We start from the raw sequence: 22,935 nt of genomic DNA, 5'->3' as shown, positions 1-22,935 counted from the left end.
GGCATTACTCGGCCAGCAGCTTTTCGATGTCGGAGATCAGCTCTTCCGGCTTGGTGGTCGGGGCGTAGCGGTTATACACCGTGCCGTCCTTGCGGATCAGGAATTTGGTGAAGTTCCACTTGATGCCCTCGGTGCCGAGGATGCCCGGCGCGTCCTTTTTCAGTTTCTGGAACAGCGGATGGGCGTTGTCGCCGTTGACGTCGATCTTGGCGAACAGCGGGAAGGTGACGCCGTAGTTTTTCTCGCAGAAGGCGCCGATCTCATCGGCGTTGCCCGGCTCCTGCGCGCCGAACTGGTTGCAGGGGAAGCCCAGCACTTCCACACCCTTGTCCTTGAATTGCTGGTACACCGCTTCCAGTCCCTGGTACTGCGGCGTGAAGCCGCACTTGCTGGCAGTGTTGACGATCAGGAGAACCTTGCCTTTGTACTGGCTCAGGTTGACGGCTTGGCCCGACAGGCTGTCGGCGGAAATGTCGAAAATAGTGCTCATTAAACGATACCTAAATGTTCGGTGCCGGCCGACAGGTCGCGGTTTTTCGCGGCCTTGCCTTCCAGCTTGATGGCCAGGCGCAGGTCGTTGACCGAGTCAGCGTTGCGCAAGGCGTCTTCGTAAGTGATGAGGTCGGCTTCGTGCAGGTCGAACAGGGACTGGTCGAAGGTCTGCATGCCGAGCTCGCGGGATTTCTTCATCAGCTCCTTGATCTCGTGCACCTGGCCCTTGAAGATCAGGTCGGAGATCAGCGGCGAGTTAAGCATGATCTCGATGGCGACCGCGCGGCCCTTGGACTCCTTCTTCGGAATCAGGCGCTGCGAAATCATGCCCTTCAAGTTGAGCGACAAATCCATCAGCAGCTGGGCGCGGCGTTCTTCCGGGAAGAAGTTGATGATGCGGTCCAGCGCCTGGTTGGAGCTGTTGGCGTGCAAGGTCGCCAGGCACAGGTGGCCGGTTTCGGCGAAGGCGATGGCGTGGTCCATCGTTTCGCGGTCGCGGATCTCGCCGATCTGGATCACGTCGGGCGCCTGGCGCAGGGTGTTTTTCAGCGCCACTTCCCAGTCGTCGGTATCGACCCCGACTTCGCGCTGGGTGATGATGCAGTTCTTGTGCGGGTGGACGTACTCGACCGGATCTTCAATCGTGATGATGTGGCCGTAGCTGTTCTCGTTGCGGTAGCCGAGCATGGCGGCCAGCGTGGTCGATTTGCCGGAGCCGGTGGCGCCGACCATGATCACCAGGCCGCGCTTGGACATCACCACATCCTTGAGCACTTCCGGCAGGCCGAGGTCTTCCAGTCGCGGGATCTCCGAGGTGATGGTCCGCAGCACCATGCCGACCGAGCTCATCTGCACAAACGCGGACACGCGGAAGCGGCCGATATCGCCGGGGCTGATGGCGAAGTTGGCTTCCTTGGTCAGCTCGAAATTGGCGGCCTGCTTGTCGTTCATGATGGAGCGGGCCAGGTCCAGCGTATGGGCCGAGGTCAGCACCTGCGACGACACCGGCGTCATCTTGCCATCGATCTTGATGGCAGGCGGGAAGCCGGCGGTGATGAACAAGTCCGAACCCTTCTTGGCCAGCATCAGGCGCAGCAGGTCGAACATGAATTTGGAGGCCTGGTCGCGTTCCATATTAAATCCTTAAATTCGGGGTCAGAGCCGACAATCGGACATTTCGCTTGCGAAATGTCCGATTGTCGGCTCTGACCCCGGGTTTTAGCCGGGGAAGTTGTCCGGGGTCTTGGCGGCGTTGCGGGCGGCGGCGGCGCTGATGATGTTGCGGCGGACCAGATCGGTCAGGTTCTGGTCCAGCGTCTGCATGCCGACCCCGCTGCCGGTCTGGATCGCCGAGTACATCTGGGCGATCTTGGCTTCGCGGATCAGGTTGCGGATGGCCGGCGTCGCCACCATGATTTCGTGCGCGGCCACGCGGCCGGCGCCGTCCTTGGTTTTCAGCAGCGTCTGCGAGATCACCGCCTGCAACGATTCCGACAGCATGGCGCGCACCATTTCCTTTTCATCGGCCGGGAACACGTCGACGATACGGTCGATGGTCTTGGCCGCCGATGAGGTGTGCAGCGTGCCGAACACCAGGTGGCCGGTCTCGGCCGCCGACAAGGCCAGGCGGATGGTTTCCAGGTCGCGCAGCTCGCCGACCAGGATGGCGTCCGGGTCTTCCCGCAGCGCTGAGCGCAGTGCGTTGTTGAACGACAGCGTGTGCGGACCGACCTCGCGCTGGTTGATCAGGCATTTCTTGGATTCGTGCACGAACTCGATCGGATCTTCAATCGTCAGGATGTGGCCGTATTCGTTTTCGTTGAGGTGGTTGACCATCGCTGCCAGCGTGGTCGACTTGCCGGAGCCGGTCGGTCCGGTCACCAGCACCAGCCCGCGCGGCTTCAGTGCGAACTCGGCAAAGATCTTGGGCGCGTTCAGGTCTTCCAGGCTCAGGATCTTGGACGGAATCGTGCGCAGCACCGCCGACGCCCCGCGCTCCTGGTTGTAAGCGTTGACGCGGAAACGCGCCAGCCCCGGGATGGCAAACGAGAAGTCGATCTCCAGCATTTCCTCGTACACCTTGCGCTGGCCGTCGTTCATGATGTCATAGATCATGCCGTGCACGTCCTTGTGCTCCAGCGGCGGCAGGTTGATGCGCCGCACGTCGCCGTGCACCCGGATCATCGGCGGCAGACCGGCCGACAGGTGCAAGTCCGAGGCTTTGTTCTTGACAGAGAATGCGAGTAGTTCGGAGATGTCCATTTATAATCCCTGCTTTATTGGCCGGTTTAACGTTTTTTACTCATTGATTATGTCCCTGATCCGCCAGAACTTGCAAGCAATCACCGCGACTATTGTTGCCGCATCCCAAGAATCGGGCAGGGCGCCGGAGACGGTGCAATTGCTGGCCGTCTCCAAGACCTTCGGCCCGCAAGCGGTGCAGGAGGCGGTGGCGGCTGGCCAGCGTGCGTTTGGCGAAAATTATCTGCAAGAAGGGCTGGATAAGATCCGCGCACTGAATGATGCTGGTGAGTCAGCATTGGAGTGGCATTTCATCGGCCCGATCCAAAGTAACAAGACGCGCCCGATCGCCGAGAACTTCGCGTGGGTGCACACGGTCGAACGCGAGAAGATCGCGGCGCGGCTGTCCGAGCAGCGGCCGGCCGGCATGGCGCCGCTGCAGATTTGTCTGCAAGTGAATATCAGCGGCGAAGCCAGCAAGAGCGGCGTCGCCCCGGAAGAAGTGGCGGAGCTGGCCCACAAGGTCGCGGCGTTACCGAATCTGACCTTGCGCGGCCTGATGGCGATCCCCGAACCGGCCGTGGAATTTGAGCAGCAGCGCGCGGCCTTCGCCCGCCTGCGTACGTTGTATGAGCAATTGCGGGCCGACGGGCTGGCGCTCGACACGCTGTCGATGGGCATGTCGGCTGACATGCGGGCGGCGATCTTCGAAGGCGCCACCATTGTGCGCGTCGGCAGCGCCATTTTCGGCGCACGAAACTATCACAAGGCTTGAGACATGAAAATTGCATTTATCGGCGGCGGCAATATGGCCGCAGCCCTGATCGCGGGATTGGCCAATAAGCTGACCGACGGCGCCAACATCCACGTGGTCGATCCCAATGCGGACGCGCTGGGACGCTTGCACAAGCAGTATGGCGTGACCACGGCCGCCGCGACCGACGCGGCGGTGCAGGGCGCCGATGTGATCGTGCTGGCGGTGAAGCCGCAAGCCATGCGCGAAGTGAGCGCGCAGCTGCTGCCGTTCATCGATGCGGCCAGGCAGCCGCTGGTGGTGTCGATTGCGGCCGGCATCCGTGGCGCCGATCTGTCGCGCTGGCTGGGCGGCTACGGCGCCATCGTGCGTTGCATGCCCAACACGCCGGCGCTGATCGGCATGGGCATCACCGGCATGGTAGCCACGGCCGGCGTCAGCCCGGCGCAGCGCCAGCAGGCCGACGACATCCTGAGCGCGGTCGGCCAGACCGTGTGGCTGGATCGGGAAGACCAGATCGACACCATCACCGCGCTGTCGGGCAGCGGCCCGGCCTATGTGTTCTATTTCATCGAAGCGATGCAGCAGGCGGCCGAGGAGATGGGGCTGAGCGCGGAGCAGGGCAAGCAACTGGCGCTGGCGACCTTTGCCGGCGCGGCGCAGCTGGCGACGCAATCGAGCGAGCCGGCCGCCGTGCTGCGCGAGCGCGTCACCTCGAAAGGCGGCACCACCTTCGCCGCCCTCACCAGCATGGAAGCGAGCGGCGTTAAAGCCGCCATCGTTGCCGGCATCAAAGCCGCTCAGGCCCGCAGCAAGGAACTGGGCGACGAGATGGGCGCCGCTTAAGCGCTTAACAGCTTAAGACTTGCTATCGCAGCCTTGCTTCATGGCTGCGATCCACTCGCGGATCAGGGCCACCCCTTCTTTGTGGACTGAGCCGCGTCCCAGTTCCGGCATCATCACGCCGGGTTCGGCCGAGTTCAAGCGATACAGCATGATGGAGTCGTCCGGCTTGCCCGGGGCGATATCGTGGTTGCGGCCGCCGGTGCCGGCGCCGGCTGCCACCGGCGGCTTGCACAGGCCCAGGTGCAGGTCGGCCGGCGCGCCCATGTTCAGGTGCAGCGCCGTCGTGTTGGCCGCCCCCTTGTCGTTGTGGCAGTGGGCGCAGTTGATGTCGAGGTAGGCGCGGGCGCGCGCATCCACGGTTTGCGTGTTGTCGCGCCAGTTGGCGTTGTGCGGCGCGGCCTTGGCCACATCGGCGGGCACACCGGTCAGGTAGCCGATTTTGGCCAGGTGGGCCAGTTGGTTGGTGCTGACGCCTTGATACGTATAGTCACGGTTCAGGTGGCGCACCTTCGGGCCGATCGGCTGGAACTGGCGCGACTTCACATCGGCCACGTGGCAGGACGCGCACTGGTTCACGTTCGGCACCACGTAGGTCAGCTTGTCGACGCGCTTGTCTTCGTGCATGACGTCGAGCGGAATCTGATCGCCGGTGCGCGACAGCACGGCCTCGGTCTGGTCGGCATTCCACACATAGGGCAGGGCGATCCAGCCGCTGGCCCGTTTCACCAGCAGGCGGGTTTCGATCAGGCGCACCTTGGTGGTGTCGAGCTGGTCGCCGTCGCTGTCGTAGTTGGCCAGGACGGTCTTGCCGTCGCCGCCTTTCGGATAATAGAAGGTCTTGCTGATGATGGTGCCGACCGGGAAATCAAACGCGCTGTCGGCGTTGTACACCGCGCTCTGGCCCTTCGGCATCCACACGGTGCGCAGCTTGTGCGCGTAGTCGGTGAACAGCGGCGTGTTCAGGTCGTACGGCACCACATCCTTGTTCAGTTGCAGCTTGCTGCTGGCGACCGCCATCAAATGCCAGTCGCTGAGTTTTTCCGGATTGCCTTCGGCGATGAAGCTGACCGGCGCCTGGCTTTGCGTGCAGGCGGCCAGCGCGAGCGCGCTCGCCGCCGCCAGCAGCGGACGAATTGCGTGTTTAAACATCATGACTGTGCGGCGAGTTGGGCGATGGTGACAGGTGGCAGCTTGGCCAGTTCGCAGCGGAATGGCGCGGCGTCCTTGCTTGGGTTCTTGTACTTGTTAGGGCCGTCGGCGTTGAGCACTTCGGCGTCCTTCTGCACGCAGATGCGGTGCTCGGCCGGCAGCGCGCCTTTCACCAGCAGCTTGTTGTCGATGTAGCCGTCCCACAGCACGTCCGGCAGGTGGCCGGTCAGGCCGTACATGGCGATCTTCAGGGCTTTCAGATCGAGGCCGTCGGGCGAATCGCCGCCGCCCTTGAAGCGGTTGCCGTAGACGTAGATGGCCTTCGGGTATGGATCGTAGTTCGCCGCCACGCCTTTCTCGGTGAAATAGCCGGTCGAGTGGTAGCTGGAGATGATGACGTTGGCGGTCTGGTTCTCGATCACGTCGTTGTCGAAGATCTCCACCTTGGAGTTGGAGTTGATGACGATGCCCGAACCGGCCGGCACGCTGGCCACCGCCGTGCCCTTGGCGGCGAAGTTGCCGAGGTTGTTCTTCTCGACCTTGTTCTTGTACACGCGGGTGCTGTGGCCCGGCTGCGACAGGTTGGGCATGTTGAATACCAGGATGCCGCCGGTGTTGTTGGTGGCGACGTTGTCGTAGACGTCGGCGTTGACGGTGTTCTCGATTTCGATGCCGGCCACATTGCCCTCGGCGCGCGAGCGGCGCACGATCACGCCATTCGACTGGCCGACGTAGATGCCGGCGTCGGACGCGCCGATGGCGACGCTGTCCTCGATCAGCACGTTCCTGGTCTTGACCGGGTAGATGCCGTAGGCGCCGTTGGTCACTTTCGGGCCGCCGGTCCATTGCACTTTTACTTTGCGCACGGTGATGGTGTCGCCGTCGTTGATCTTCAGGCCATCGCCCTTGGAGTCTTCGATGGTGAGGTTTTCGATGGTGAAGCCGTTACCGTAGACCAGCAAGCCTTCCGGTCCGGTGACTTGTCCTTTGAAAGACAGCACGGTTTTCTCCATGCCGGCGCCACGGATGGTGACGCCGTCGCCGCGCAGGGTGAGGCCGGAGGTGAGGTGGTAAGTGCCAGCCGGGATCTCGATCACGCTGCCCGGTTTGGCGTCCAGCAGTTGCTCTTGCAGCTTCTTCTGGAACGCCGCATCGGCGCTGACTTTTTCGGCCGAGGGCGCAGGGCCGTCGGTCTTGGTGCAGGCGCTCAGCAACACGCCCATCGAACCACACAATGCCACTACGCGCAAAGCCTTGTTCATCTGCTATCTCCCATCATTTTTGTTTTATGTAGAGTACTTGGCAAGATTTAGTGTACAGCATGTTTTCCGCAAATTTGTTAAACAATCTTGGTTCTGTTGCGTTTGCGAGGCAGTGTGCTAGATTCTTTCGATATGGCCGAAAACAAAACCCAACCTGGTGCAGCGAGTGTCGACGACTACCTCGCTGCGCGCGCGAGCGGGCAGCAGGCGGCCGATTGCCGGGAGCTGTCGCGGCTGTTTGAAAAAGTCACCGGCAGCGCGGCGGTGATGTGGGGACCCAGCATCGTCGGTTTCGGCGCTTACACCTACACTTACGAGAGCGGACGGAGCGGCACCGCGCCGTTGGCGGGTTACGCCATTCGCGGCTTCAAGCAGCTTGCCGACCTCGACCTGCCGACCCTGCAGCAGCTTGCCGCCGGCTCAGTGGCGGAAATCAGGCAGCGTTATGGATGATAGACTGAACTTTTGATGCGGGAGTCCCATCATGAAAGTAGATTTATCGGCGCAGGCAAAAGCGTTGCCCGTTGACGACCAAATCGCCCTGGCCGAAGCAATCTGGGACGCGATTGTCGATAGCGATGCAGTCCCGCCCGCGACGCCGGCGCAGCAGGAAGAGCTGGAGCGTCGGCGCAGAGACCCTTCGCAACTGACACCGTAGCCGATTCAGGCGCTGTTGTTTTGGCTTCGCTTGAGGTCGAGGGCGAGGGCGGCTACGCGCAGGCGGCCGTGGCGGCGCAGGTAGGCGAAGGCGCCACGGGTATCGTACATCAGCCGGTAGTGGTAGTAGTTGATCTGCTCAGCCACCACCAACGCCATCACGCAAGCGGCCCAGCCCAGGTCCTCTCCGGTCACCGCAGCGTAGCGGCTGGCGACCAGCCCGAGTACAGCGGCGATGGCAATCACGTTGGAATATTTGAAGAATTTATACAGCGGCTGGAACCAAACCGGTAGCGGCTGGTGCAGCGTGAAGGCTTGCAGCTTGAGGTGCCAGTACAGTGCGCCCTGCAGCAGGATGTAGCTCATCGCCACGGTGGCGGCGATGCGCAAATCCCACGCCACCGGATCAACGGACTTGCGCCAGTCCAGCCAGAACACCAACGGCAGGAAAAATGCGCAAAATCCTTCCGCATTGCGCAGATATTTCATTCGACCTTGTATTGCCTGCATCCCATTGTCCTCGCTGTGGTGGTTAAGCGAAGAATAGCATATTGACAATTTACTTACGGGAGATGAGCACTCCGGCCAGCAGGCCCAGTGCGGCGCCGATGCCGACTGCTTGCCACGGGTTGTCCTGCACGTAGAGGTTGACGCTGTCGGCGGCGTTGCGGCTGTGGGCCAGCAGGCTGTCTTCCAGCTTGCGCAGGTCGCTGCGCGCGGTGCGCAGGGTGTCGTCGAAGCGGGCGCGGGCCTCGCTGCTGGTGGCTGATGGGGCGCTGACGCTGTCTTCCAGCCATTGCTCGGCTTCGCTGATGGTGTGCTGCAGATCGTCTAACAGACGGTCGCGCACGGCGGCGCTGGCGGTTTGGGCATCTGCGATACTGTTGGTAGGTTCCATGATGATGATCTCCGGTTCACTGGTGAGAAAAATGCCAGTGTAAGTATCGGCGATACCGCCGCTTTGCGTCTGCTCAATCGTGCGGGCTTGTACTCAGCGCAGCGCGTAGTCCAGCACCACGCCGGCGAAGATCACGCCGCCCAGCCAGTTGTTGTGGCGGAAGGCGTAGAAGCAGGCGTCGCGCTCGCGGTGGCGGATCAGGGTGTAGTGGTAGACGGCGATGCCGGCCGCCACCGCCAGCCCGGCCACGAACCACAGGCGCAAGCCTTGCTGCCAGCCGCACACCAGCAAGATGGCCAGGTGCAGCGCGTAGCACAGCATGACGATGGCCACGTCGTAGCGGCCGAAGGTGATGGCCGAGGTCTTGATACCGATCTTCAGGTCGTCGTCGCGGTCGACCATCGCGTATTCGGTGTCGTAGGCCAGGGTCCAGAACACATTCCCGACCAGCAGCAGCCACGCCAGCGGCGGCACCTGGTTCTGGACGGCGGCAAACGCCATCGGGATGCCGAAGCCGAACGCAATGCCAAGGTAAGCCTGCGGAATCGCAAAGAAGCGCTTGAAGTAAGGATAGGTGCCGGCAATGATCACGGCCGCCACCGACAACTGCTTGGTCAGCGTATTCAGCGGCAGGATCAGGCAGAACGCCACGATGGCCAGGATGGCCGCGATCGCCAGCGCTTCCTTGCCGCTGATGCGGCCGCTGGTGATGGGACGCTGGGCGGTGCGTTTGACGAATTTATCGATGTCCTGATCGGCGTAGTCGTTGATCGCGCAGCCGGCTGAGCGCATCAGGAAAGTACCAAGCGTGAAGATGAGCAGCAGATGCCAGTCCGGTACGCCGTCGGCAGCCAGCCACATCGCATACAGCGTCGGCCACAGCAGCAGCACCGTGCCGATGGGTTTGTCGAGGCGGATCAGGCGGAAGTAGAGCTGCAGCTTGTTCATGGCGACTTCAGGAAACAGGAAAGCGGTGATTATCGCAAATCCTGCCCCCGGTCGTCATTGTTCAGCGCAGAGGGTGGTGATACCCGGCAGGTTGCACGATGCCACCACCTCGCACACGGCGTCGATCGCCGCCTTGCGGGTGAAGCTTTTACGCCACACGATGACCACGCGGCGCGATGGCGACGGCTCGTCGAACGGACGGAATTGCAGCATGCCTTCCTTGGTTTCCATGTCCGGCACCGAGGCGCGCGGCAGCACGGTCAGGCCGATGCCGCTGGCTACCATGTGGCGGATGGTTTCAAGCGACGAGCCTTCAAACGTGCGCTGCATCCCATTGCCCGGCGCAGAGAAACGCGCCATCTCGGGACATACTTCCAGTACCTGATCGCGGAAGCAGTGTCCGTTACCAAGCAACAGCATATTTTCGGTTTTCAGATCATCGGCCGGCACGCTCTTGCGCTTGGTCCACGGGTGCGCGGCCGGCATGGCGACCACGAACGGTTCGTCGTACAACACTTGCATGGCCATACCGTGTTCCGGCAGCGGCAGCGCCATGATGGCGGCGTCCAGCTCGCCCTGGCGCAGCATTTCCAGCAGCTTGACGGTGAAGTTCTCTTGCAGGATCAGCGGCATCTGCGGCACTTTGGCTATCATGCCTTTGACCAGCGGCGGCAGCAGGTAAGGGCCGATGGTGTAGATCACGCCGAGGCGCAGCGGGCCGGCCAGTGGGTCCTTGTTCTGCTTGGCGAGTTCCTTGATGGCGGCGGTTTGTTCCAGCACGCGCTCGGCCTGGGCGACGATTTGCGCGCCCAGCGGGGTGACCGAGATTTCAGCGCCGCCCCGTTCAAACAGGACCACGCCCAACTCATCTTCCAGCTTCTTGATGGCGACCGAAAGGGTCGGCTGGGCGACGTAACAAGCCTCGGCCGCATGTCCGAAGTGCTTCGCTCTGGCAACGGCGACGATATATTTCAGTTCGGTCAGTGTCATAAATATATTTGAACACAGGCGATGCCGGGATGCAATAAAGGAACGCCAAGTTGAGCTATTGTAGCGGAATGCTGTCGATATAATGCAGCGTATTCTCGAAAGGCGATGTATGTCCTCCACATTTGGTCCTGAAGAAGCGCAGGCTTACCTGCACAAGCTGCTCAAGGTGATGCACCACACCGGCGGCTCCGACCTGTTCATCTCGGCCGATTTCCCGCCGAGTATGAAATCGCAAGGCGCGATGAAGGCGCTCAGCCAGCAAAAGCTGACCGGCAGCGTGACGCGCGCGCTGGCGCTGTCGATCATGAACGAGAAGCAGCAGGCCGAGTTCGAGTCTGAACTGGAATGCAACTTTGCCATCTCGCTACCGGATGTGTGCCGCTTCCGCGTCAACGTGTTTGTGCAGCAGCAGAACGTGGCGATGGTGATCCGGACGATTGCGTCCGAGATTCCGTCGCTGGAAAAGCTGGCGCTGCCCGAGGTGCTGAAGGACATCATCATGACCAAGCGCGGGCTGGTGCTGGTGGTGGGTGGCACCGGTTCCGGCAAGTCGACCACGCTGGCGGCGATGATCGATTACCGCAATGCCAATTCGGCCGGCCACATCATCACGGTGGAGGACCCGGTGGAATACGTCCACAAGAACAAGGGCTGCCTGATTACGCACCGCGAGGTCGGCGTCGACACGCGCTCATGGCACAACGCGCTGAAGAACACGCTGCGCCAGGCGCCGGACGTGATCCTGATCGGCGAGATCCGCGACACCGAAACGATGGAGCATGCGATCGCGTTTGCCGAGACCGGCCATTTGTGCCTCGGCACGCTGCATGCCAACAACGCCAACCAGACGATGGATCGCATCATCAACTTCTTCCCGGAAGAGCGGCGCAACCAGCTGCTGATGGATTTGTCGTCCAATCTGCGGGCCATCGTGTCGCAGCGTCTGGTCCGCACCGAGGATGGCACGGGCCGCAAGGCGGCGATTGAAATCCTGCTCAACACGCCGACCATCGCCGAGATGATCTTCAAGGGGAACTTCCAGGCGATCAAGGAAATCATGCACAAATCGCGCGAGCTGGGGATGTGCACCTTCGACCAGGCGCTGTTCGAACTTTATAATAAGGGTTACATCGCCTACGAAGAAGCGTTGCGTAATGCCGATTCGGCCAACGGCCTGCGCTTGCAGATCAAGCTGCATGGCGGGCGTCCCGAACCGGGCGAGGGCGGCAGCGCGTTCGGCTCGCTGAGCATCGAAGAAGAACAACCTGAAGACGAAGAACCTAAGACCTGACACTATGCCCCAATTTGAAGACAAGATTTGTACCCGCGCCGAACTGGCGGCCCGCGTCGCTGCGCTGCCGAAACCGGTGGTGCTGACCAACGGCGTGTTCGACATCCTGCACCGTGGCCACGTGACCTACCTGGCGCAGGCGCGCGCGCTGGGCGCGTCGCTGGTGGTGGCGGCCAATACCGACGCCTCGGTCAAGCGGCTGGGCAAGGGCGATGATCGTCCACTGAACAACTGCGGCGACCGCCTGGCGGTGCTGGCAGCGCTGGAGTCGGTCAGCCTGGTGGTGGACTTTGACGAGGACACGGCGCTGGAAGTGGTGCAGGAAGCGCGGCCGGAAATCTACGCCAAGGGCGGCGACTACCAGATGGATGCGATCCCCGAAGGCAAGGCGGTGATCGCCTACGGCGGCGAAGCGGTGGCGATCGATTTTGAACACGACCGCTCGACCACCAAGCTGCTGGCCAGGGTGCGGTCGTTCAAATGAGGATCGTGCTGATCCTGGTGGCGGTACTGGCCTTCCTGCTGGCCTTGTGGGGGCCGCCGCTGGTGGTGGCGCGCAAATTCTGGCTGCGCGAGAATCCGTGGGCGTTTCGCAATTTGCGCTTCGTGCTGCCGGCGCAACTGGTGGCGGCGGTGGTGCTGGCCTTCGCGGCCGAGTTCTCGGGCCTGAAAAATCCGGCCGCCATCATGGCCGCCACCACGCTGCTGGTCGGCGCGCTGGGGGCGGGCTTGCTGGCGCTGCTGGCCATGTGGGGCGCACGGCGATGAGTTCAACCGAAATCGATTTGCGCAGTTACGACGTTCCGTTCTCGGATGCGCACGATTTCGCCCAGATGGTGCTGCCGCTGCGTGGCAAGCTGACCCTGGACATCAATGGCAGCGGTGCTTTGCTGCATCCGCTGCGCGCCGCCTTCATCGCACCGGGGCTGGTGCACACGCAGTTTTCGCACGAGCCGAATGCTTCGCTGATTCTCGATTTTGATTTATCCGCCGTGTCGCCGGAGACGGCGGGGCTGCTGGCCGCGCGGCCGTTTGCGGCGGTCAGTGCGGCCACCTCCAGGCTGATCGACTTCATGGGCATGCTGCAAGCGCAGGGCACGGCCAGCGCCGGCATGCTGGCCAACTGGATGCCCTTGCTGCTGGAATCGCTGACGCAGCAGCCGGTGCGCCCGGCATCGCGCCTGCATGCGGCGCTCACGCAGTTTGAAGCGTCGCCCGGCAAGCCGTGGAATGCAGAGAGCATGGCGCAAGTGGTTTGCCTGAGTGTGAGCCGCCTGCATCGCGTGTTCCGCGAAGAACTCGATACCACGCCGCTGGCCTGGCTGAACGCCATGCGCCTGCGCTTCGTGTGCCGTCAACTGGTGGAGTCCTCGCTGCCGATCGCGCAGCTGGCCACCTTGGCCGGTTACGCCGACCAGAGCGCGCTGACGCATGCCATGCGCCGCGCGATGGATATCACGCCGCTCGCATATCGCAAGCAGAATCAGACAAAAATCCGCTAGTCCTGCACAATCTTTCGCCGTCGCCTGGCGCCACACTCTCCCGTGAAAAGGAGATAGCTATGTGGTATGGCGTTTTGTGCGGCCTTGCGGCCGGAGCCTTCTGGGGCATGATATTTGTGATGCCGCGCTGGCTGGAGGAGTTCTCGCCGGTGGAGCTGGCGCTGGGGCGCTATCTGGCGTATGGCCTGATCACGCTGGTGCTGTTGATGCCGCGCTTGCGCGGCCTGCTGCGCCGGCTGACGCGCGATGACTGCCGCGTGCTGCTGCGGCACGCGCTGGCGGGCAATATCGTCTACTACCTGCTGCTGTCGACCGGCGTGCAGCTGGCCGGCGTAGCGGCGGCGTCGCTGATTATCGGCCTGCTACCTTTGAGCGTAACCCTACTGGGCCGGCGCGATCACGGCGCGCTGCCGTTGCGTCAGCTGGCGTGGCCGTTGGCGCTGGTGGCGGCGGGCATCGTCTGCATCAACGTCGATGTTTTCACGCACGCGGCGACGCGGCAGGCGGCATGGACGCAGGTCGCGCTGGGGATGCTGTGCGCGTTCGGCGCGCTGCTGTGTTGGACCTGGTACGCGGTGGACAACGCGCGCTTCCTCAAGCGCAATCCGCATTTCAGCGGCGCGGAGTGGTCGGGTTTGTATGGCTTGAGTACCGGCGTGGTGGCGTTGCTGCTCGCTGTCGTGGCCTACTGCGGCGGCTGGGCCGGCGGACCGGGCGAGGGCGGCGCGGTGCGCGACTGGCTGCGGTTCTGGAGCGTGATTAGCATCGTCGCGCTGGGTGCATCGGTGATTGGCAACCAGCTATGGAACATCGCCAGCCGGCGCGTGCCGGTCACGCTATCGGGCCAGCTGCTGCTGTTTGAAACCCTGTTCGGCCTGCTGTACGGCTTTATCTACCAGCGCCAGGCGCCGCGTCCGTTGGAACTGTGCGCGATCATCTTGCTGATCGCCGGCGTGGCCGGCGCGGTATGGCTGCATGCCCGTCCGCAATTCAGGGTCAGCTCTGTCATTCGGACACGCGCGCAGGATCTTTGAGCTAGCTCAATACGCTTCAGGCGCCGCCGACGTAGCCATTCTGACGCCAGGCTTCGAACACGACCACGGCCACGGTGTTGGACAGGTTCATGCTGCGGTTGTCCGGACGCATCGGCAGGCGGATGCGCTGGGCCGGCGGGAAGCTTTCGCGCAGCGCCACCGGCAGGCCGGCGGTCTCGGAGCCGAACACGAACACGTCGCCCGGCTGGAAGTTGCACTGGCCGAACGGCGACGAGCCGTGCGTGGTCATGGCGTACATGCGGCTGGTGTCGGGCTGGACGTCGGCCAGGAAGGCGTCCCAATCCTTGTGCACTTTCATGCGCGCGTACTCGTGGTAATCGAGGCCGGCGCGCTTGAGCTTGGAGTCTTCCAGCGGGAAGCCCAGCGGTTCGATCAGGTGCAGCTGCGCGCCGGTGTTGGCGCACAGGCGGATGACGTTGCCGGTGTTCGGCGGGATTTCCGGGTGGACCAGGACTACGTGAAACATGTTCTCTTCCTTTGCTAAATCAATGCGGCGGTGTGCGGGCGAACACCAGATTGCTCACTTGCACTGCGCCGTGGCGTTTCAATGTCGCCGCCAGTTCGTTCAGGGTGCGGCCGCTGGTCATCACGTCGTCAACGACGCCGATGTGGCGGCCTGCCACCAGCGCGGCGTCCGGCACGGCGAAGGCGCCGGCGATGTTCTGCTGGCGCCGTTCGGGCGCGACGCTGCTCTGGGCGGCGGTTTCATGTACGCGGACCACCAGCTGCGGGTGCAAGGCGACGCCCATGCTGCGCGCCAGCGGTCTGGCGATTTCCAGCGCCTGGTTGTAGCCGCGCTCGGCCAAGCGGCGCGGTCCCAGCGGCACCGGGCAGAGCAGGGCGGGCAGCGTGTAGTCCGGATGGGACAGCACGGCGTCGCGCAGCAAGCGGGCGCACAGCGGGGCCAGCGCCAGGCGATGGCCGAATTTTAGCTGCAATACCAGTTGGTCGACCGGCAAGTCATAGTCGGCCGCGACCAACGTCCGGTCGAAGGCCGGCGGATCTGAAAGGCAGCTTCCGCACAGCTGACGGTCGAGCCCGTGTACGATTGGCAGACCTGACCCCGAATGCTCAGATCGCTCGCGCTGTGTGCCGCCGGACAGCGATGGCGCGGCTTCGGGCAGCGGGTTGGCGCAGCGCGGGCAGCGGGAGCGGACGGCGGCGGGGCCGAAGAACTGGTCCAGGCAGCCGGGGCACAGCGCATCGTCGCTGGCGCCGCCGCACAGGGCGCAGTCGTTTGGCAGCAGCCGCTTCAGCAGCGTGCCGGTCCGTCTTGCTGCTAACGCTATCTTGTCTTTCATGCCACGCCTCCACGCTGAAAACCGGCCCGGTCGTCGTCGCGATGGCGTGCAACCATGTACACTGCCGACATTATCGCATTACAACGACTCATCACCATGCAAGTCCCCGCTAATCCCCCCAAATTCAGCGCGCCGATCGACCTCGAACGAGTGCGCCAGCTGTTTTCCCGCCCTGAACGCATCGCTACCGCCGATTTCCTGCGCCGTGAGGTATCTTCGCGCATGTTCGACCGGCTGGAATTGATTAAAATAGCGCCTCAGCGCGTTTTGGATGCCGGTTGCGGCACCGGCGCCGACCTGCCGTTGTTGCAAAAATCGTATCCTGCGGCCCAGATTCTCGGCATCGACGCCGCCGAAGCCATGCTGCACGCCGCCCAAGGGCCAGGCGCCAGGCAATCCTCGCTGAACCAGCTGATTAGCAAGTTGCTGCCATCGAAAAGCGGTGTCGACCTGCTGTGCGGCGATTTTTCCGAGCTGCCGCTGGGACCGAACTCGCTGGATCTGGTGTGGTCCAACCTGGCCTTGCACTGGCATCCGCAGCCGGACCGCGTGTTCGCCGAATGGCGCCGCGTGCTGCGCGTGAATAGCTTGCTGATGTTTTCCACCTTTGGCCCGGATTCGCTGCGCGAGGTGCGCAATGCGTTCGCCGAGGCCGATCTGGCGCCGCACGTGCTGCCCTTCGTCGACATGCACGATTTCGGCGACCAACTGGTCGAAGCCGGGTTTTCCACCCCGGTTCTGGACATGGAAACCATCACAGTGACCTACGATACGCCACAAGCGTTGCTGGCAGACGTACGCGCACTGGGCGGTAATCCACTGACAACGTTGCGCCGCAGCATGATGGGCAAGCAGGCCTGGCAGCGCATGCTGGACGCGCTGGAACGCGGTCGTCGTTCCGATGGGAAACTCGGCCTGACCTTTGAAGTTATCTACGGTCACGCCTTCCGGCCCGCCCCCAAGGTCACTTCCAAGGGCGAAGCCATTATTCGTTTCGATCCGCCGCGCAAGCCGCGTTGAGAGGCGATTGTATGTTGCCATGCGGCGTACCGCCCTTGGCAACAGCCTAGTTGTGAAATCGATTATTTCTTGATGTGGCTCGTTTTTGTTCTATATAATCATTCACTAATTTTGCCAGCATGTCACGTCGCCAGCTATAAACCCGCGACCCCAGGCGAAATCAGGTTACATCGAGCACGAACGAGCAGTTGAATTAAGCAGAATCGAGCGTCGGCGTTGTTTCGCGGCAGTTTGCGGAACCGGGCCGATGTCAGTTGTTTAAGGAGCGTCGCCGGTTCAGTTCACCGATCAGCCGGTAAGACGTTAAAAAAATATTTTAATTTCTTGGGCAGTTGGGGAAAACATGAAACATGCGAAGCGACTTCAAGCGTTGATGCTCGGACTGTCGATGCTGGCAGCGGGTATGCCAGCGTGGGCAGCTGAGACCGCAGCAAGCACTGGCACCTACGCCGCAGCCACGGGCGGCACCGGCGGACCTATCGCCGGGGAACTAAACCTTCAACCTCCCGCCACCCAAATCGCCACCGAAATCTACAGCCTGCACAACTGGATGATGGGCGTCTGCCTGGTCATCTTCATCGCAGTGTTTGGCGTGATGTTCTATTCCATCTTCAAGCATCGCAAGTCGCTCGGCCACAAGCCAGCCACCTTCCACGAATCGACCGCCGTTGAAGTCGCGTGGACCATCGTGCCATTCCTGATCGTGATCGGCATGGCACTGCCCGCCACCCGCACGGTGGTCGGCATGAAGGATACCTCCAACGCCGATATCACCATCAAGGTCACCGGCATGCAGTGGAAGTGGGGCTACGATTACCTCAAGGGTGAAGGCGAGGGCATCAGCTTCCTGTCCAACCTGTCCACCCCGCGCGCGCAAGTGGGCGCACCGGGCTTCGAGCCAACCGAGAAGCGCGGCGACAACTACCTGATGGAAGTCGACAATGAAGTGGTGGTTCCGGTGCACCGCAAGGTACGCCTGATTACCACCGCCAACGATGTGATCCACTCGTGGTCGATCCCGGCCTTCGGCGTCAAGCAAGATGCGATTCCGGGCTTCGTGCGCGACACCTGGTTCAAGGCCGAACACACCGGCACTTTCCGTGGCTACTGCTCGGAACTGTGCGGCAAGGAGCACGCCTTCATGCCGATCGTGGTGCGCGTGGTGACCGACGCCGAGTACAAGACCTGGGTCGACGGCAAGAAGAAAGAAATGGCCGCCCTGGCCGATGATCCGAACAAGACCTGGACCATCGATGAGCTGAAAACCAAGGGCGAAAAAGTCTACAACACCAACTGCGCGGTCTGCCACCAGGCCAACGGCAAGGGGGTGCCGGCTGCGTTTGCACCGCTGGACGGTTCGGAAGTGGTCAACGGTCCTAAGGCTGAACAGATCAACGTTCTGCTGCACGGTAAGAAGAGCGGGAAATATCCTGCCGAAATGCCAGCTTGGAAGCAACTGTCGGATACGGATATCGCGGCTGTGATCACTTACACCCGTAATAGCTGGTCGAACAAGGCCGCCGAGAACATCGTTCAACCAGCCGAAGTCGTGGCTGCACGTAAGTAATCAGGAGCATTACACATGAGCACGAGCACTCTGGATCACGCACACGATCATGACCACGCACACGACCATCCGCATGGTCTGTCGCGCTGGCTGTTCGCTACCAACCACAAGGATATCGGTACGCTGTACCTGTGGTTCTCCTTCGTCATGCTGCTGTCGGGCGGCGTGCTGGCGCTGGGCATCCGCACCGAGCTGTTCAAGCCGGGCCTGCAATTCTTCCAGCCGGAGTTCTTCAACCAGCTGACCACCATGCACGGCCTGGTGATGGTGTTCGGCGCCATCATGCCGGCCTTCGTCGGCTTCGCCAACTGGATGATCCCGCTGCAGATCGGCGCGTCCGACATGGCGTTCGCCCGCATGAACAACTTCTCGTTCTGGCTGCTGCCGCCGGCAGCGCTGCTGCTGGCCACCTCGTTCCTGGTGCCGGGCGGCGCCACCGCAGCCGGCTGGACCCTGTACGCACCGCTGTCGACCCAGATGGGCGCCGGCATGGACATGGGTATTTTCGCGATGCACTTGATGGGCGCGTCGTCGATCATGGGCTCGATTAACATCATCGTCACCATCCTCAACATGCGCGCGCCTGGCATGACCTTGATGAAGATGCCGATGTTCTGCTGGACCTGGCTGATCACCGCCTACCTGCTGATCGCCGTGATGCCGGTGCTGGCAGGCGCCATCACCATGACCCTGACCGACCGCCACTTCGGCACCACCTTCTTCAACGCGGCCGCCGGCGGCGACCCGGTCATGTACCAGCATATCTTCTGGTTCTTCGGCCACCCGGAGGTGTACATCATGATTCTGCCGGCGTTCGGCATCGTCTCGCAGATCCTGCCAGCCTTCGCCCGCAAGCAGCTGTTCGGCTACGCGTCGATGGTGTACGCAACGGCTTCGATCGCGATCCTGTCGTTCATCGTCTGGGCCCACCACATGTTCACCACCGGCATGCCGGTGACCTCGCAGCTGTTCTTCATGTACGCCACCATGCTGATCGCAGTGCCGACCGGCGTGAAAGTGTTCAACTGGATCGCCACCATGTGGCGCGGTTCGATGACCTTTGAAACCCCGATGCTGTTTGCCGTGGGCTTTATCTTCGTGTTCACCATCGGCGGCTTCACCGGCCTGATCCTGGCCGTGACCCCGATCGATATCCAGCTGCAGGATACCTACTACGTGGTGGCGCACTTCCACTACGTGCTGGTGGCCGGCTCGTTGTTCGCGCTGTTTGCCGGCTTCTACTACTGGTCGCCGAAATGGACCGGCCATATGTACAACGAGACGATGGGCAAGGCGCACTTCTGGCTGTCGCTGATCACCTTCAACATCACCTTCTTCCCGATGCACTTCCTGGGTCTGGCCGGCATGCCGCGCCGCTACGCCGATTACTCGGCGCAGTTCACCGACTTCAACATGATTGCCACCATTGGCGCGTTTGGTTTCGGTCTGTCGCAGGTGTTCTTCCTGTTCGGCGTGATCATCCCGACCATCCGTGGCGGCAAACAAGCCGAAGCCAAGCCGTGGGAAGGCGCGGAAGGCCTGGAATGGACCGTGCCGTCGCCGGCGCCGTTCCACACCTTTGAAACCCCGCCGCAGTTCAAGTAATCATGAGCGGCCAACCCAAGCCGAACAACCTGCGCACCGCCCTGATCCTGGGCGGGCTGGCCTTGTTCTTCTTTGTATCGGTGTTCGTTAAACGGATGTGGCTGAGCTGAGATGGAAAACCGCCTGCTGTTGCGCAAGCTGCTGATCATTGCTGTTGTGATGTTTGGTTTTGCCTACGCGCTCAACCCGTTCTATCGCCAGATCTGCGAAGCGCTGGGGATTAACGTGTTGACGCAAAAAGATGGCACGGTCGAATTCGACAAGAATACGCAGGTGGACAAGACCCGCGATATCACGATCGAATTCGACGGCAATGCGCAGGGACCGTGGCGCTTCCGCCCCACGGTCAACAGCATGAAGGTGCATCCGGGCGAGCTGACCACGGTGATGTATGAAGTGGTCAACACGCAAAAACGCGAGATGAATGCGCAGGCGATTCCGAGCTACGCGCCGCAGAATGCGACGCCGTATTTTTTGAAAGTGGAATGCTTCTGCTTCAAGCAACAAACCTTGAAAGCCAATGAAGCGCGGCAGATGCCGGTGGTGTTTTACATCGATCCGAAACTGCCCAAGGATGTGAAGACCATCACGCTGTCGTACACCTTCTTCGAGGTGGGCGGCGGGCTGGTCAAGACTGCGGCGGCGGACTAGATGAGCAATGTATGAGTAAAAAGCCCGGCTTCCTGTACTCGGTCAAGGCGGTGCTGTGGTCGTTTGTCGGCTTGCGCCGCAAGCGCGATTTCGATGAGGACCAGCAGGGCATGAACCCGCTGCACATCATCGTCGCGGCCTTGCTGGCGGTGGCCGTGTTCATAGGTTTACTGATAACTATCGTCAAACTCGTAGTAGCTAAATAAAAGTTGATTAGGGAGATGAAGATGAGTTCCACACATACACACGGCGGCGCAGCACCGTACTACTACGTGCCCGGTCCATCGCGCTGGCCGCTGCTGGCTGGCTTGTCCATGCTGCTGACGATGGCCGGTGCTTCCGGCTGGGTCAATGGCGCAGCGTGGGGGCCGGCGGCCAACCTGATTGGCATCGTATTCACCCTGGCCGTGCTGTATTTCTGGTTCGGCGACGCCATCAAGGAATCGGAAGGCGGCTTGTACAGCCAGCGTATCGACCATTCGTATCGCTGGTCGATGGGCTGGTTTATCTTCTCGGAGGTGATGTTCTTCGGCGCCTTCTTCGGCGCGCTGTTCTATGCGCGCACCATCACGATGCCGTGGCTGTCGGATCTGGACCACAAATTCATCTGGCCGGATTTTGCTGCGCACTGGGGCAATATCGGCCCAGCCGGCACGGTGGAAGAGTTCAAGACGATGGGCCCGTTCCCTATCCCGACCATCAATACCGCGCTGCTGCTGACCTCGGGCGTGACGCTGACCCTGTCGCACCACGCGCTGCGTGCCGGCCATCGCGCGCAAACCGCGATCTGGCTGTTTGCCACGATTCTGCTGGGTGCGGTGTTTATGGGCTTCCAGGCGTATGAGTATCACCATGCTTACACCGAGTTGAACCTGAAGCTGACCTCGGGCATCTACGGTTCGACCTTCTTCATGCTGACCGGCTTCCACGGCTTCCACGTGACGATGGGCGCGATCATGTTGTCGGTGGTGCTGTACCGTGTGCTGCGCGGCCACTTCACGCCGGACCATCACTTCGCGTTTGAAGGCGCAGCGTGGTACTGGCACTTCGTGGACGTGGTCTGGCTGGGCCTGTACGTTGTGGTCTACTGGCTGTAATATCCAGAGACACAAAAGCCGCACTCCGGTGCGGCTTTTTTTTATCCCGTGCGGATGCCGGTAGGGTGGATGTAGCCCATGCGGTAGGCCAGCAGGATCAGCAGGAACAGGGTGATCGACAAGGCCACGCGCACCGCCAGCGCGCGCACGGTGTTGTTGCTGCGGCCTTTGTCGCGCATCAGGAAGAAGAACGCTGCGCCCAGGCTGCCGAGGATCAGGACGAACGCAATGGCGACGGCAATTTTCATAGCATGAGGAGTGGCGATTTGATCGAGGTTCCATTGTAATGGCGTTCCGCTTTAAATTGATTCCTTTCGTGGCCACGGTGCTGGTGGTGGCCTTGGGTGTACAGCTCGGCAACTGGCAATCGCGCCGCGCCGAGCAAAAAATCGCGCTGCAGGCCAAGCTGGCCGAGGGCGCCAGCGCCGCGCCGCTGGTGCTAGACGGCGCGCCGCTGGCCGCCGCCGCCGTGGCCTACCGCCGCGTTACCGTCAACGGTGAATTCGTGCGCGGCTGGCCGGTCTATCTCGACAATCGTCCCCATCAGGGCAAGGCCGGCTTCTACCTGCTGATGCCGTTTAAAATATCGGGCTCGAACATGCACGTGCTGGTGGCGCGCGGCTGGCTGCCGCGCGATCCGGCGGTGCGCGACAAGCTGCCGGCTTACGCCACGCCGGAAGGCACGGTCACGCTGCAGGGCGTGGCGCGCCTCAACGCTGGCCATGTAATGCAGCTGGGGACCGCGCCGGCGCTCACGCCCAACGCCATCGTGCAGAACGCCGATCCGCTGCAACTGGCCAAGGACAGCGGCCTGACCATGCAGCCGTTCGTGGTGGAGCAGGGCGCGCCGGCCCAGCCTGCCGGCGACGACGCCCAGATGGTGCGCGACTGGCCGGCGCCGTCGCTGGGCGTGGAAAAACATCAGGGCTACGCCTTCCAGTGGTATGCGCTGGCGGCGATGGCGGTCATCTTTTTTGTAGCGAATGGATTCAGACGTGGAAAAACCAAATAAAGGCCCGGGCCGCTGGAAACTGATCGCGGTGCTGGCCGTGTGCGCGGCGCCGCTGATTGCGTCATACTTCACCTATTACGTGATCAAGCCCAAGGGCGGCGTGACCAATTTCGGCACGCTGATCGATCCGCGCCAGTATCCGATTCCGGCAATGGCCAGCACCACGCTGGACGGCAAGCCGGCGAAACTGGAGGGTTACAAGGGCAAGTGGATTATGCTGAAGGTGGGGCCGTCCGACTGCCAGCAGGAGTGCCAGGACCAGCTGTTCGCCATGCGCCAGCTGCGCACCATGCAGGGCAAGGAGATGGAGCGCATCGAGCGGGTATGGCTGATCACCGACGACCAGCCGCTGGAAACCATGCTGCTGCGCGTGAACGACGGCACCCGCATGTTGCGCGCGCCGGCCGCCGTGGTGGAGAAGTGGCTGCCGCTGGAAGGCGGCGCTGATCGCGTGTCCGATCACGTGTATCTGATCGACCCGCTGGGCAATCTGATGATGCGCTATCCGAAAGGCGCGGTGTCGAGCGATATCGAGAAGGTCAAGCGGGTCCAGAAGGACATCGCGAAATTGTTGAAGGCTTCGGCCATAGGTTAAAT

Annotated in this window: 30 protein-coding genes; 18 read left to right on the top strand and 12 right to left on the bottom strand. The window is 62.0% G+C overall.

Annotation, left to right across the window (positions count from 1 at the left end):
- Window positions 1-4: 4 nt before the first annotated feature.
- The 3 genes from BMZ70_RS21230 to BMZ70_RS21220 all read right to left on the bottom strand — a co-directional run bounded on the left by BMZ70_RS21230 (window position 5) and on the right by BMZ70_RS21220 (window position 2,754).
- Window positions 5-490, bottom strand: coding sequence for a glutathione peroxidase (locus tag BMZ70_RS21230; RefSeq protein WP_092279157.1), 486 nt, complete (start codon window positions 488-490; stop codon window positions 5-7).
- Complete coding sequence (locus tag BMZ70_RS21225) at window positions 490-1,626, bottom strand: PilT/PilU family type 4a pilus ATPase (protein WP_092279155.1); 1,137 nt, start codon at window positions 1,624-1,626, stop codon at window positions 490-492. The genes BMZ70_RS21230 and BMZ70_RS21225 overlap by 1 nt, the downstream gene beginning before the upstream one ends.
- Window positions 1,627-1,710: 84 nt before the next feature.
- Window positions 1,711-2,754 carry a type IV pilus twitching motility protein PilT gene (locus BMZ70_RS21220; RefSeq protein WP_092279153.1) on the bottom strand — a complete coding sequence of 348 codons (1,044 nt, stop codon included), beginning with the start codon at window positions 2,752-2,754 and terminating at the stop codon, window positions 1,711-1,713.
- A 49-nt stretch (window positions 2,755-2,803) separates the two neighbouring features.
- On the opposite strand from BMZ70_RS21220, the gene BMZ70_RS21215 reads away from it, so the two are divergent.
- The gene (locus BMZ70_RS21215) at window positions 2,804-3,508 is read left to right on the top strand and encodes a YggS family pyridoxal phosphate-dependent enzyme (RefSeq protein ID WP_092279151.1); all 705 of its coding nucleotides are present in this window, start codon (window positions 2,804-2,806) and stop codon (window positions 3,506-3,508) included.
- 3 nt (window positions 3,509-3,511) lie between these two features.
- Window positions 3,512-4,333, top strand: a complete 822-nt coding sequence (proC, locus tag BMZ70_RS21210; RefSeq protein ID WP_092279149.1) for a pyrroline-5-carboxylate reductase — start codon at window positions 3,512-3,514, stop codon at window positions 4,331-4,333.
- Window positions 4,334-4,345: 12 nt separating this feature from the next.
- Here the strand turns inward: proC and BMZ70_RS21205 are convergent, their stop codons facing one another.
- Both BMZ70_RS21205 and BMZ70_RS21200 read right to left on the bottom strand, forming a co-directional pair.
- On the bottom strand, window positions 4,346-5,485 hold the full coding sequence (locus tag BMZ70_RS21205) for an SO2930 family diheme c-type cytochrome (RefSeq protein ID WP_229205524.1): 1,140 nt from the start codon (window positions 5,483-5,485) through the stop codon (window positions 4,346-4,348).
- Window positions 5,482-6,744 carry a parallel beta-helix domain-containing protein gene (locus BMZ70_RS21200; RefSeq protein WP_092279147.1) on the bottom strand — a complete coding sequence of 421 codons (1,263 nt, stop codon included), beginning with the start codon at window positions 6,742-6,744 and terminating at the stop codon, window positions 5,482-5,484. Before BMZ70_RS21200 ends, BMZ70_RS21205 begins: the two co-directional genes overlap by 4 nt.
- A gap of 114 nt (window positions 6,745-6,858) precedes the next feature.
- Between BMZ70_RS21200 and BMZ70_RS21195 the strand changes: the two genes are divergently transcribed.
- Both BMZ70_RS21195 and BMZ70_RS21190 read left to right on the top strand, forming a co-directional pair.
- A complete protein-coding gene (locus BMZ70_RS21195) occupies window positions 6,859-7,197 on the top strand; it encodes a hypothetical protein (RefSeq protein WP_207231579.1) in 339 nt (112 codons plus the stop codon).
- A gap of 31 nt (window positions 7,198-7,228) precedes the next feature.
- Window positions 7,229-7,402 carry an addiction module protein gene (locus BMZ70_RS21190; protein ID WP_092279143.1) on the top strand — a complete coding sequence of 58 codons (174 nt, stop codon included), beginning with the start codon at window positions 7,229-7,231 and terminating at the stop codon, window positions 7,400-7,402.
- A gap of 5 nt (window positions 7,403-7,407) precedes the next feature.
- Here the strand turns inward: BMZ70_RS21190 and BMZ70_RS21185 are convergent, their stop codons facing one another.
- The 4 genes from BMZ70_RS21185 to BMZ70_RS21170 all read right to left on the bottom strand — a co-directional run bounded on the left by BMZ70_RS21185 (window position 7,408) and on the right by BMZ70_RS21170 (window position 10,237).
- Window positions 7,408-7,890 (bottom strand): hypothetical protein, encoded by a 483-nt coding sequence (locus BMZ70_RS21185; RefSeq protein WP_092279141.1) that lies wholly within the window; start codon window positions 7,888-7,890, stop codon window positions 7,408-7,410.
- 70 nt (window positions 7,891-7,960) lie between these two features.
- Window positions 7,961-8,299 (bottom strand): ElaB/YgaM/YqjD family protein, encoded by a 339-nt coding sequence (locus tag BMZ70_RS21180; RefSeq protein WP_092279139.1) that lies wholly within the window; start codon window positions 8,297-8,299, stop codon window positions 7,961-7,963.
- 93 nt (window positions 8,300-8,392) lie between these two features.
- Window positions 8,393-9,247 carry a 4-hydroxybenzoate octaprenyltransferase gene (ubiA, locus tag BMZ70_RS21175; protein ID WP_092279137.1) on the bottom strand — a complete coding sequence of 285 codons (855 nt, stop codon included), beginning with the start codon at window positions 9,245-9,247 and terminating at the stop codon, window positions 8,393-8,395.
- 54 nt (window positions 9,248-9,301) lie between these two features.
- Window positions 9,302-10,237 (bottom strand): hydrogen peroxide-inducible genes activator, encoded by a 936-nt coding sequence (locus tag BMZ70_RS21170; RefSeq protein WP_092279135.1) that lies wholly within the window; start codon window positions 10,235-10,237, stop codon window positions 9,302-9,304.
- Window positions 10,238-10,346: 109 nt separating this feature from the next.
- Here BMZ70_RS21170 and BMZ70_RS21165 point away from each other — a divergent pair, with 109 nt between their 5' ends.
- Genes BMZ70_RS21165 through BMZ70_RS21145 form a run of 5 tightly spaced genes read left to right on the top strand, consistent with a single transcriptional unit; the run spans window position 10,347 to window position 14,064 of the window.
- The gene (locus tag BMZ70_RS21165) at window positions 10,347-11,528 is read left to right on the top strand and encodes a PilT/PilU family type 4a pilus ATPase (protein ID WP_092279133.1); all 1,182 of its coding nucleotides are present in this window, start codon (window positions 10,347-10,349) and stop codon (window positions 11,526-11,528) included.
- A gap of 4 nt (window positions 11,529-11,532) precedes the next feature.
- A complete protein-coding gene (locus tag BMZ70_RS21160; RefSeq protein WP_092279131.1) occupies window positions 11,533-12,012 on the top strand; it encodes an adenylyltransferase/cytidyltransferase family protein in 480 nt (159 codons plus the stop codon).
- Window positions 12,009-12,296 carry a hypothetical protein gene (locus BMZ70_RS21155; protein WP_092279129.1) on the top strand — a complete coding sequence of 96 codons (288 nt, stop codon included), beginning with the start codon at window positions 12,009-12,011 and terminating at the stop codon, window positions 12,294-12,296. Before BMZ70_RS21160 ends, BMZ70_RS21155 begins: the two co-directional genes overlap by 4 nt.
- On the top strand, window positions 12,293-13,030 hold the full coding sequence (locus tag BMZ70_RS21150) for an AraC family transcriptional regulator (RefSeq protein ID WP_092279127.1): 738 nt from the start codon (window positions 12,293-12,295) through the stop codon (window positions 13,028-13,030). Before BMZ70_RS21155 ends, BMZ70_RS21150 begins: the two co-directional genes overlap by 4 nt.
- Before the next feature lie 59 nt (window positions 13,031-13,089).
- Complete coding sequence (locus tag BMZ70_RS21145) at window positions 13,090-14,064, top strand: DMT family transporter (RefSeq protein WP_092279125.1); 975 nt, start codon at window positions 13,090-13,092, stop codon at window positions 14,062-14,064.
- Window positions 14,065-14,080: 16 nt separating this feature from the next.
- Here BMZ70_RS21145 and trmL read toward each other — a convergent pair whose 3' ends face one another.
- Both trmL and BMZ70_RS21135 read right to left on the bottom strand, forming a co-directional pair.
- Window positions 14,081-14,551 carry a tRNA (uridine(34)/cytosine(34)/5-carboxymethylaminomethyluridine(34)-2'-O)-methyltransferase TrmL gene (gene trmL / locus BMZ70_RS21140; protein ID WP_092279123.1) on the bottom strand — a complete coding sequence of 157 codons (471 nt, stop codon included), beginning with the start codon at window positions 14,549-14,551 and terminating at the stop codon, window positions 14,081-14,083.
- 19 nt (window positions 14,552-14,570) lie between these two features.
- The gene (locus BMZ70_RS21135; protein WP_092279121.1) at window positions 14,571-15,386 is read right to left on the bottom strand and encodes a ComFC family protein; all 816 of its coding nucleotides are present in this window, start codon (window positions 15,384-15,386) and stop codon (window positions 14,571-14,573) included.
- Window positions 15,387-15,482: 96 nt separating this feature from the next.
- Here BMZ70_RS21135 and BMZ70_RS21130 point away from each other — a divergent pair, with 96 nt between their 5' ends.
- The 7 genes from BMZ70_RS21130 to BMZ70_RS21105 all read left to right on the top strand — a co-directional run bounded on the left by BMZ70_RS21130 (window position 15,483) and on the right by BMZ70_RS21105 (window position 21,326).
- The gene (locus BMZ70_RS21130; protein WP_092279557.1) at window positions 15,483-16,406 is read left to right on the top strand and encodes a methyltransferase domain-containing protein; all 924 of its coding nucleotides are present in this window, start codon (window positions 15,483-15,485) and stop codon (window positions 16,404-16,406) included.
- A 343-nt stretch (window positions 16,407-16,749) separates the two neighbouring features.
- On the top strand, window positions 16,750-17,973 hold the full coding sequence (gene coxB / locus BMZ70_RS21125; RefSeq protein ID WP_092279119.1) for a cytochrome c oxidase subunit II: 1,224 nt from the start codon (window positions 16,750-16,752) through the stop codon (window positions 17,971-17,973).
- A 15-nt stretch (window positions 17,974-17,988) separates the two neighbouring features.
- Complete coding sequence (gene ctaD, locus BMZ70_RS21120; RefSeq protein ID WP_092279117.1) at window positions 17,989-19,578, top strand: cytochrome c oxidase subunit I; 1,590 nt, start codon at window positions 17,989-17,991, stop codon at window positions 19,576-19,578.
- Window positions 19,579-19,580: 2 nt separating this feature from the next.
- Window positions 19,581-19,688, top strand: a complete 108-nt coding sequence (locus BMZ70_RS28605; RefSeq protein WP_217363287.1) for a cytochrome oxidase small assembly protein — start codon at window positions 19,581-19,583, stop codon at window positions 19,686-19,688.
- A gap of 1 nt (window position 19,689) precedes the next feature.
- Window positions 19,690-20,229, top strand: coding sequence for a cytochrome c oxidase assembly protein (locus BMZ70_RS21115; protein WP_092279115.1), 540 nt, complete (start codon window positions 19,690-19,692; stop codon window positions 20,227-20,229).
- A gap of 11 nt (window positions 20,230-20,240) precedes the next feature.
- Window positions 20,241-20,435, top strand: a complete 195-nt coding sequence (locus BMZ70_RS21110) for a DUF2970 domain-containing protein (protein WP_092279113.1) — start codon at window positions 20,241-20,243, stop codon at window positions 20,433-20,435.
- 21 nt (window positions 20,436-20,456) lie between these two features.
- The gene (locus tag BMZ70_RS21105; RefSeq protein WP_092279111.1) at window positions 20,457-21,326 is read left to right on the top strand and encodes a cytochrome c oxidase subunit 3; all 870 of its coding nucleotides are present in this window, start codon (window positions 20,457-20,459) and stop codon (window positions 21,324-21,326) included.
- Between the two features lie 41 nt (window positions 21,327-21,367).
- Here the strand turns inward: BMZ70_RS21105 and BMZ70_RS21100 are convergent, their stop codons facing one another.
- Window positions 21,368-21,574, bottom strand: a complete 207-nt coding sequence (locus BMZ70_RS21100) for a twin transmembrane helix small protein (RefSeq protein ID WP_092279109.1) — start codon at window positions 21,572-21,574, stop codon at window positions 21,368-21,370.
- Between the two features lie 32 nt (window positions 21,575-21,606).
- Here BMZ70_RS21100 and BMZ70_RS21095 point away from each other — a divergent pair, with 32 nt between their 5' ends.
- Together BMZ70_RS21095 and BMZ70_RS21090 are read left to right on the top strand one after the other, a co-directional pair.
- On the top strand, window positions 21,607-22,338 hold the full coding sequence (locus BMZ70_RS21095) for an SURF1 family protein (RefSeq protein WP_092279107.1): 732 nt from the start codon (window positions 21,607-21,609) through the stop codon (window positions 22,336-22,338).
- Entirely contained in the window at window positions 22,310-22,933 is a 624-nt protein-coding gene (locus BMZ70_RS21090; protein WP_092279105.1) for an SCO family protein, read from the top strand. The genes BMZ70_RS21095 and BMZ70_RS21090 overlap by 29 nt, the downstream gene beginning before the upstream one ends.
- Window positions 22,934-22,935 lie beyond the last annotated feature (2 nt).

This window comes from Duganella sp. CF402 (assembly GCF_900109645.1).
In the GTDB taxonomy this organism is placed as follows: Bacteria; Pseudomonadota; Gammaproteobacteria; order Burkholderiales; family Burkholderiaceae_D; genus Rugamonas.
Note: the sequence above shows the minus strand (reverse complement) of the source record. Positions and strands in the feature narration are given on the sequence as shown.

Excerpts from the sequence above, each read along its gene's own strand:
- BMZ70_RS21200 (WP_092279147.1), bottom strand. The coding sequence starts at position 6,744 with ATGAACAAGGCTTTGCGCGTAGTGGCATTGTGTGGTTCGATGGGCGTG.
- BMZ70_RS21180 (WP_092279139.1), bottom strand. The coding sequence starts at position 8,299 with ATGGAACCTACCAACAGTATCGCAGATGCCCAAACCGCCAGCGCCGCC.
- BMZ70_RS21185 (WP_092279141.1), bottom strand. The coding sequence starts at position 7,890 with ATGAAATATCTGCGCAATGCGGAAGGATTTTGCGCATTTTTCCTGCCG.
- BMZ70_RS21135 (WP_092279121.1), bottom strand. The coding sequence starts at position 15,386 with ATGAAAGACAAGATAGCGTTAGCAGCAAGACGGACCGGCACGCTGCTG.
- BMZ70_RS21110 (WP_092279113.1), top strand. The coding sequence starts at position 20,241 with ATGAGTAAAAAGCCCGGCTTCCTGTACTCGGTCAAGGCGGTGCTGTGG.
- BMZ70_RS21165 (WP_092279133.1), top strand. The coding sequence starts at position 10,347 with ATGTCCTCCACATTTGGTCCTGAAGAAGCGCAGGCTTACCTGCACAAG.
- trmL (WP_092279123.1), bottom strand. The coding sequence starts at position 14,551 with ATGTTTCACGTAGTCCTGGTCCACCCGGAAATCCCGCCGAACACCGGC.
- BMZ70_RS21130 (WP_092279557.1), top strand. The coding sequence starts at position 15,483 with ATGCAAGTCCCCGCTAATCCCCCCAAATTCAGCGCGCCGATCGACCTC.
- BMZ70_RS21090 (WP_092279105.1), top strand. The coding sequence starts at position 22,310 with ATGGATTCAGACGTGGAAAAACCAAATAAAGGCCCGGGCCGCTGGAAA.
- proC (WP_092279149.1), top strand. The coding sequence starts at position 3,512 with ATGAAAATTGCATTTATCGGCGGCGGCAATATGGCCGCAGCCCTGATC.
- BMZ70_RS28605 (WP_217363287.1), top strand. The coding sequence starts at position 19,581 with ATGAGCGGCCAACCCAAGCCGAACAACCTGCGCACCGCCCTGATCCTG.
- BMZ70_RS21215 (WP_092279151.1), top strand. The coding sequence starts at position 2,804 with ATGTCCCTGATCCGCCAGAACTTGCAAGCAATCACCGCGACTATTGTT.
- BMZ70_RS21105 (WP_092279111.1), top strand. The coding sequence starts at position 20,457 with ATGAGTTCCACACATACACACGGCGGCGCAGCACCGTACTACTACGTG.
- BMZ70_RS21145 (WP_092279125.1), top strand. The coding sequence starts at position 13,090 with ATGTGGTATGGCGTTTTGTGCGGCCTTGCGGCCGGAGCCTTCTGGGGC.
- BMZ70_RS21100 (WP_092279109.1), bottom strand. The coding sequence starts at position 21,574 with ATGAAAATTGCCGTCGCCATTGCGTTCGTCCTGATCCTCGGCAGCCTG.
- BMZ70_RS21205 (WP_229205524.1), bottom strand. The coding sequence starts at position 5,485 with ATGATGTTTAAACACGCAATTCGTCCGCTGCTGGCGGCGGCGAGCGCG.
- ubiA (WP_092279137.1), bottom strand. The coding sequence starts at position 9,247 with ATGAACAAGCTGCAGCTCTACTTCCGCCTGATCCGCCTCGACAAACCC.
- BMZ70_RS21190 (WP_092279143.1), top strand. The coding sequence starts at position 7,229 with ATGAAAGTAGATTTATCGGCGCAGGCAAAAGCGTTGCCCGTTGACGAC.
- BMZ70_RS21225 (WP_092279155.1), bottom strand. The coding sequence starts at position 1,626 with ATGGAACGCGACCAGGCCTCCAAATTCATGTTCGACCTGCTGCGCCTG.
- BMZ70_RS21220 (WP_092279153.1), bottom strand. The coding sequence starts at position 2,754 with ATGGACATCTCCGAACTACTCGCATTCTCTGTCAAGAACAAAGCCTCG.
- BMZ70_RS21115 (WP_092279115.1), top strand. The coding sequence starts at position 19,690 with ATGGAAAACCGCCTGCTGTTGCGCAAGCTGCTGATCATTGCTGTTGTG.
- BMZ70_RS21155 (WP_092279129.1), top strand. The coding sequence starts at position 12,009 with ATGAGGATCGTGCTGATCCTGGTGGCGGTACTGGCCTTCCTGCTGGCC.
- ctaD (WP_092279117.1), top strand. The coding sequence starts at position 17,989 with ATGAGCACGAGCACTCTGGATCACGCACACGATCATGACCACGCACAC.
- BMZ70_RS21230 (WP_092279157.1), bottom strand. The coding sequence starts at position 490 with ATGAGCACTATTTTCGACATTTCCGCCGACAGCCTGTCGGGCCAAGCC.
- BMZ70_RS21160 (WP_092279131.1), top strand. The coding sequence starts at position 11,533 with ATGCCCCAATTTGAAGACAAGATTTGTACCCGCGCCGAACTGGCGGCC.
- coxB (WP_092279119.1), top strand. The coding sequence starts at position 16,750 with ATGAAACATGCGAAGCGACTTCAAGCGTTGATGCTCGGACTGTCGATG.
- BMZ70_RS21150 (WP_092279127.1), top strand. The coding sequence starts at position 12,293 with ATGAGTTCAACCGAAATCGATTTGCGCAGTTACGACGTTCCGTTCTCG.
- BMZ70_RS21170 (WP_092279135.1), bottom strand. The coding sequence starts at position 10,237 with ATGACACTGACCGAACTGAAATATATCGTCGCCGTTGCCAGAGCGAAG.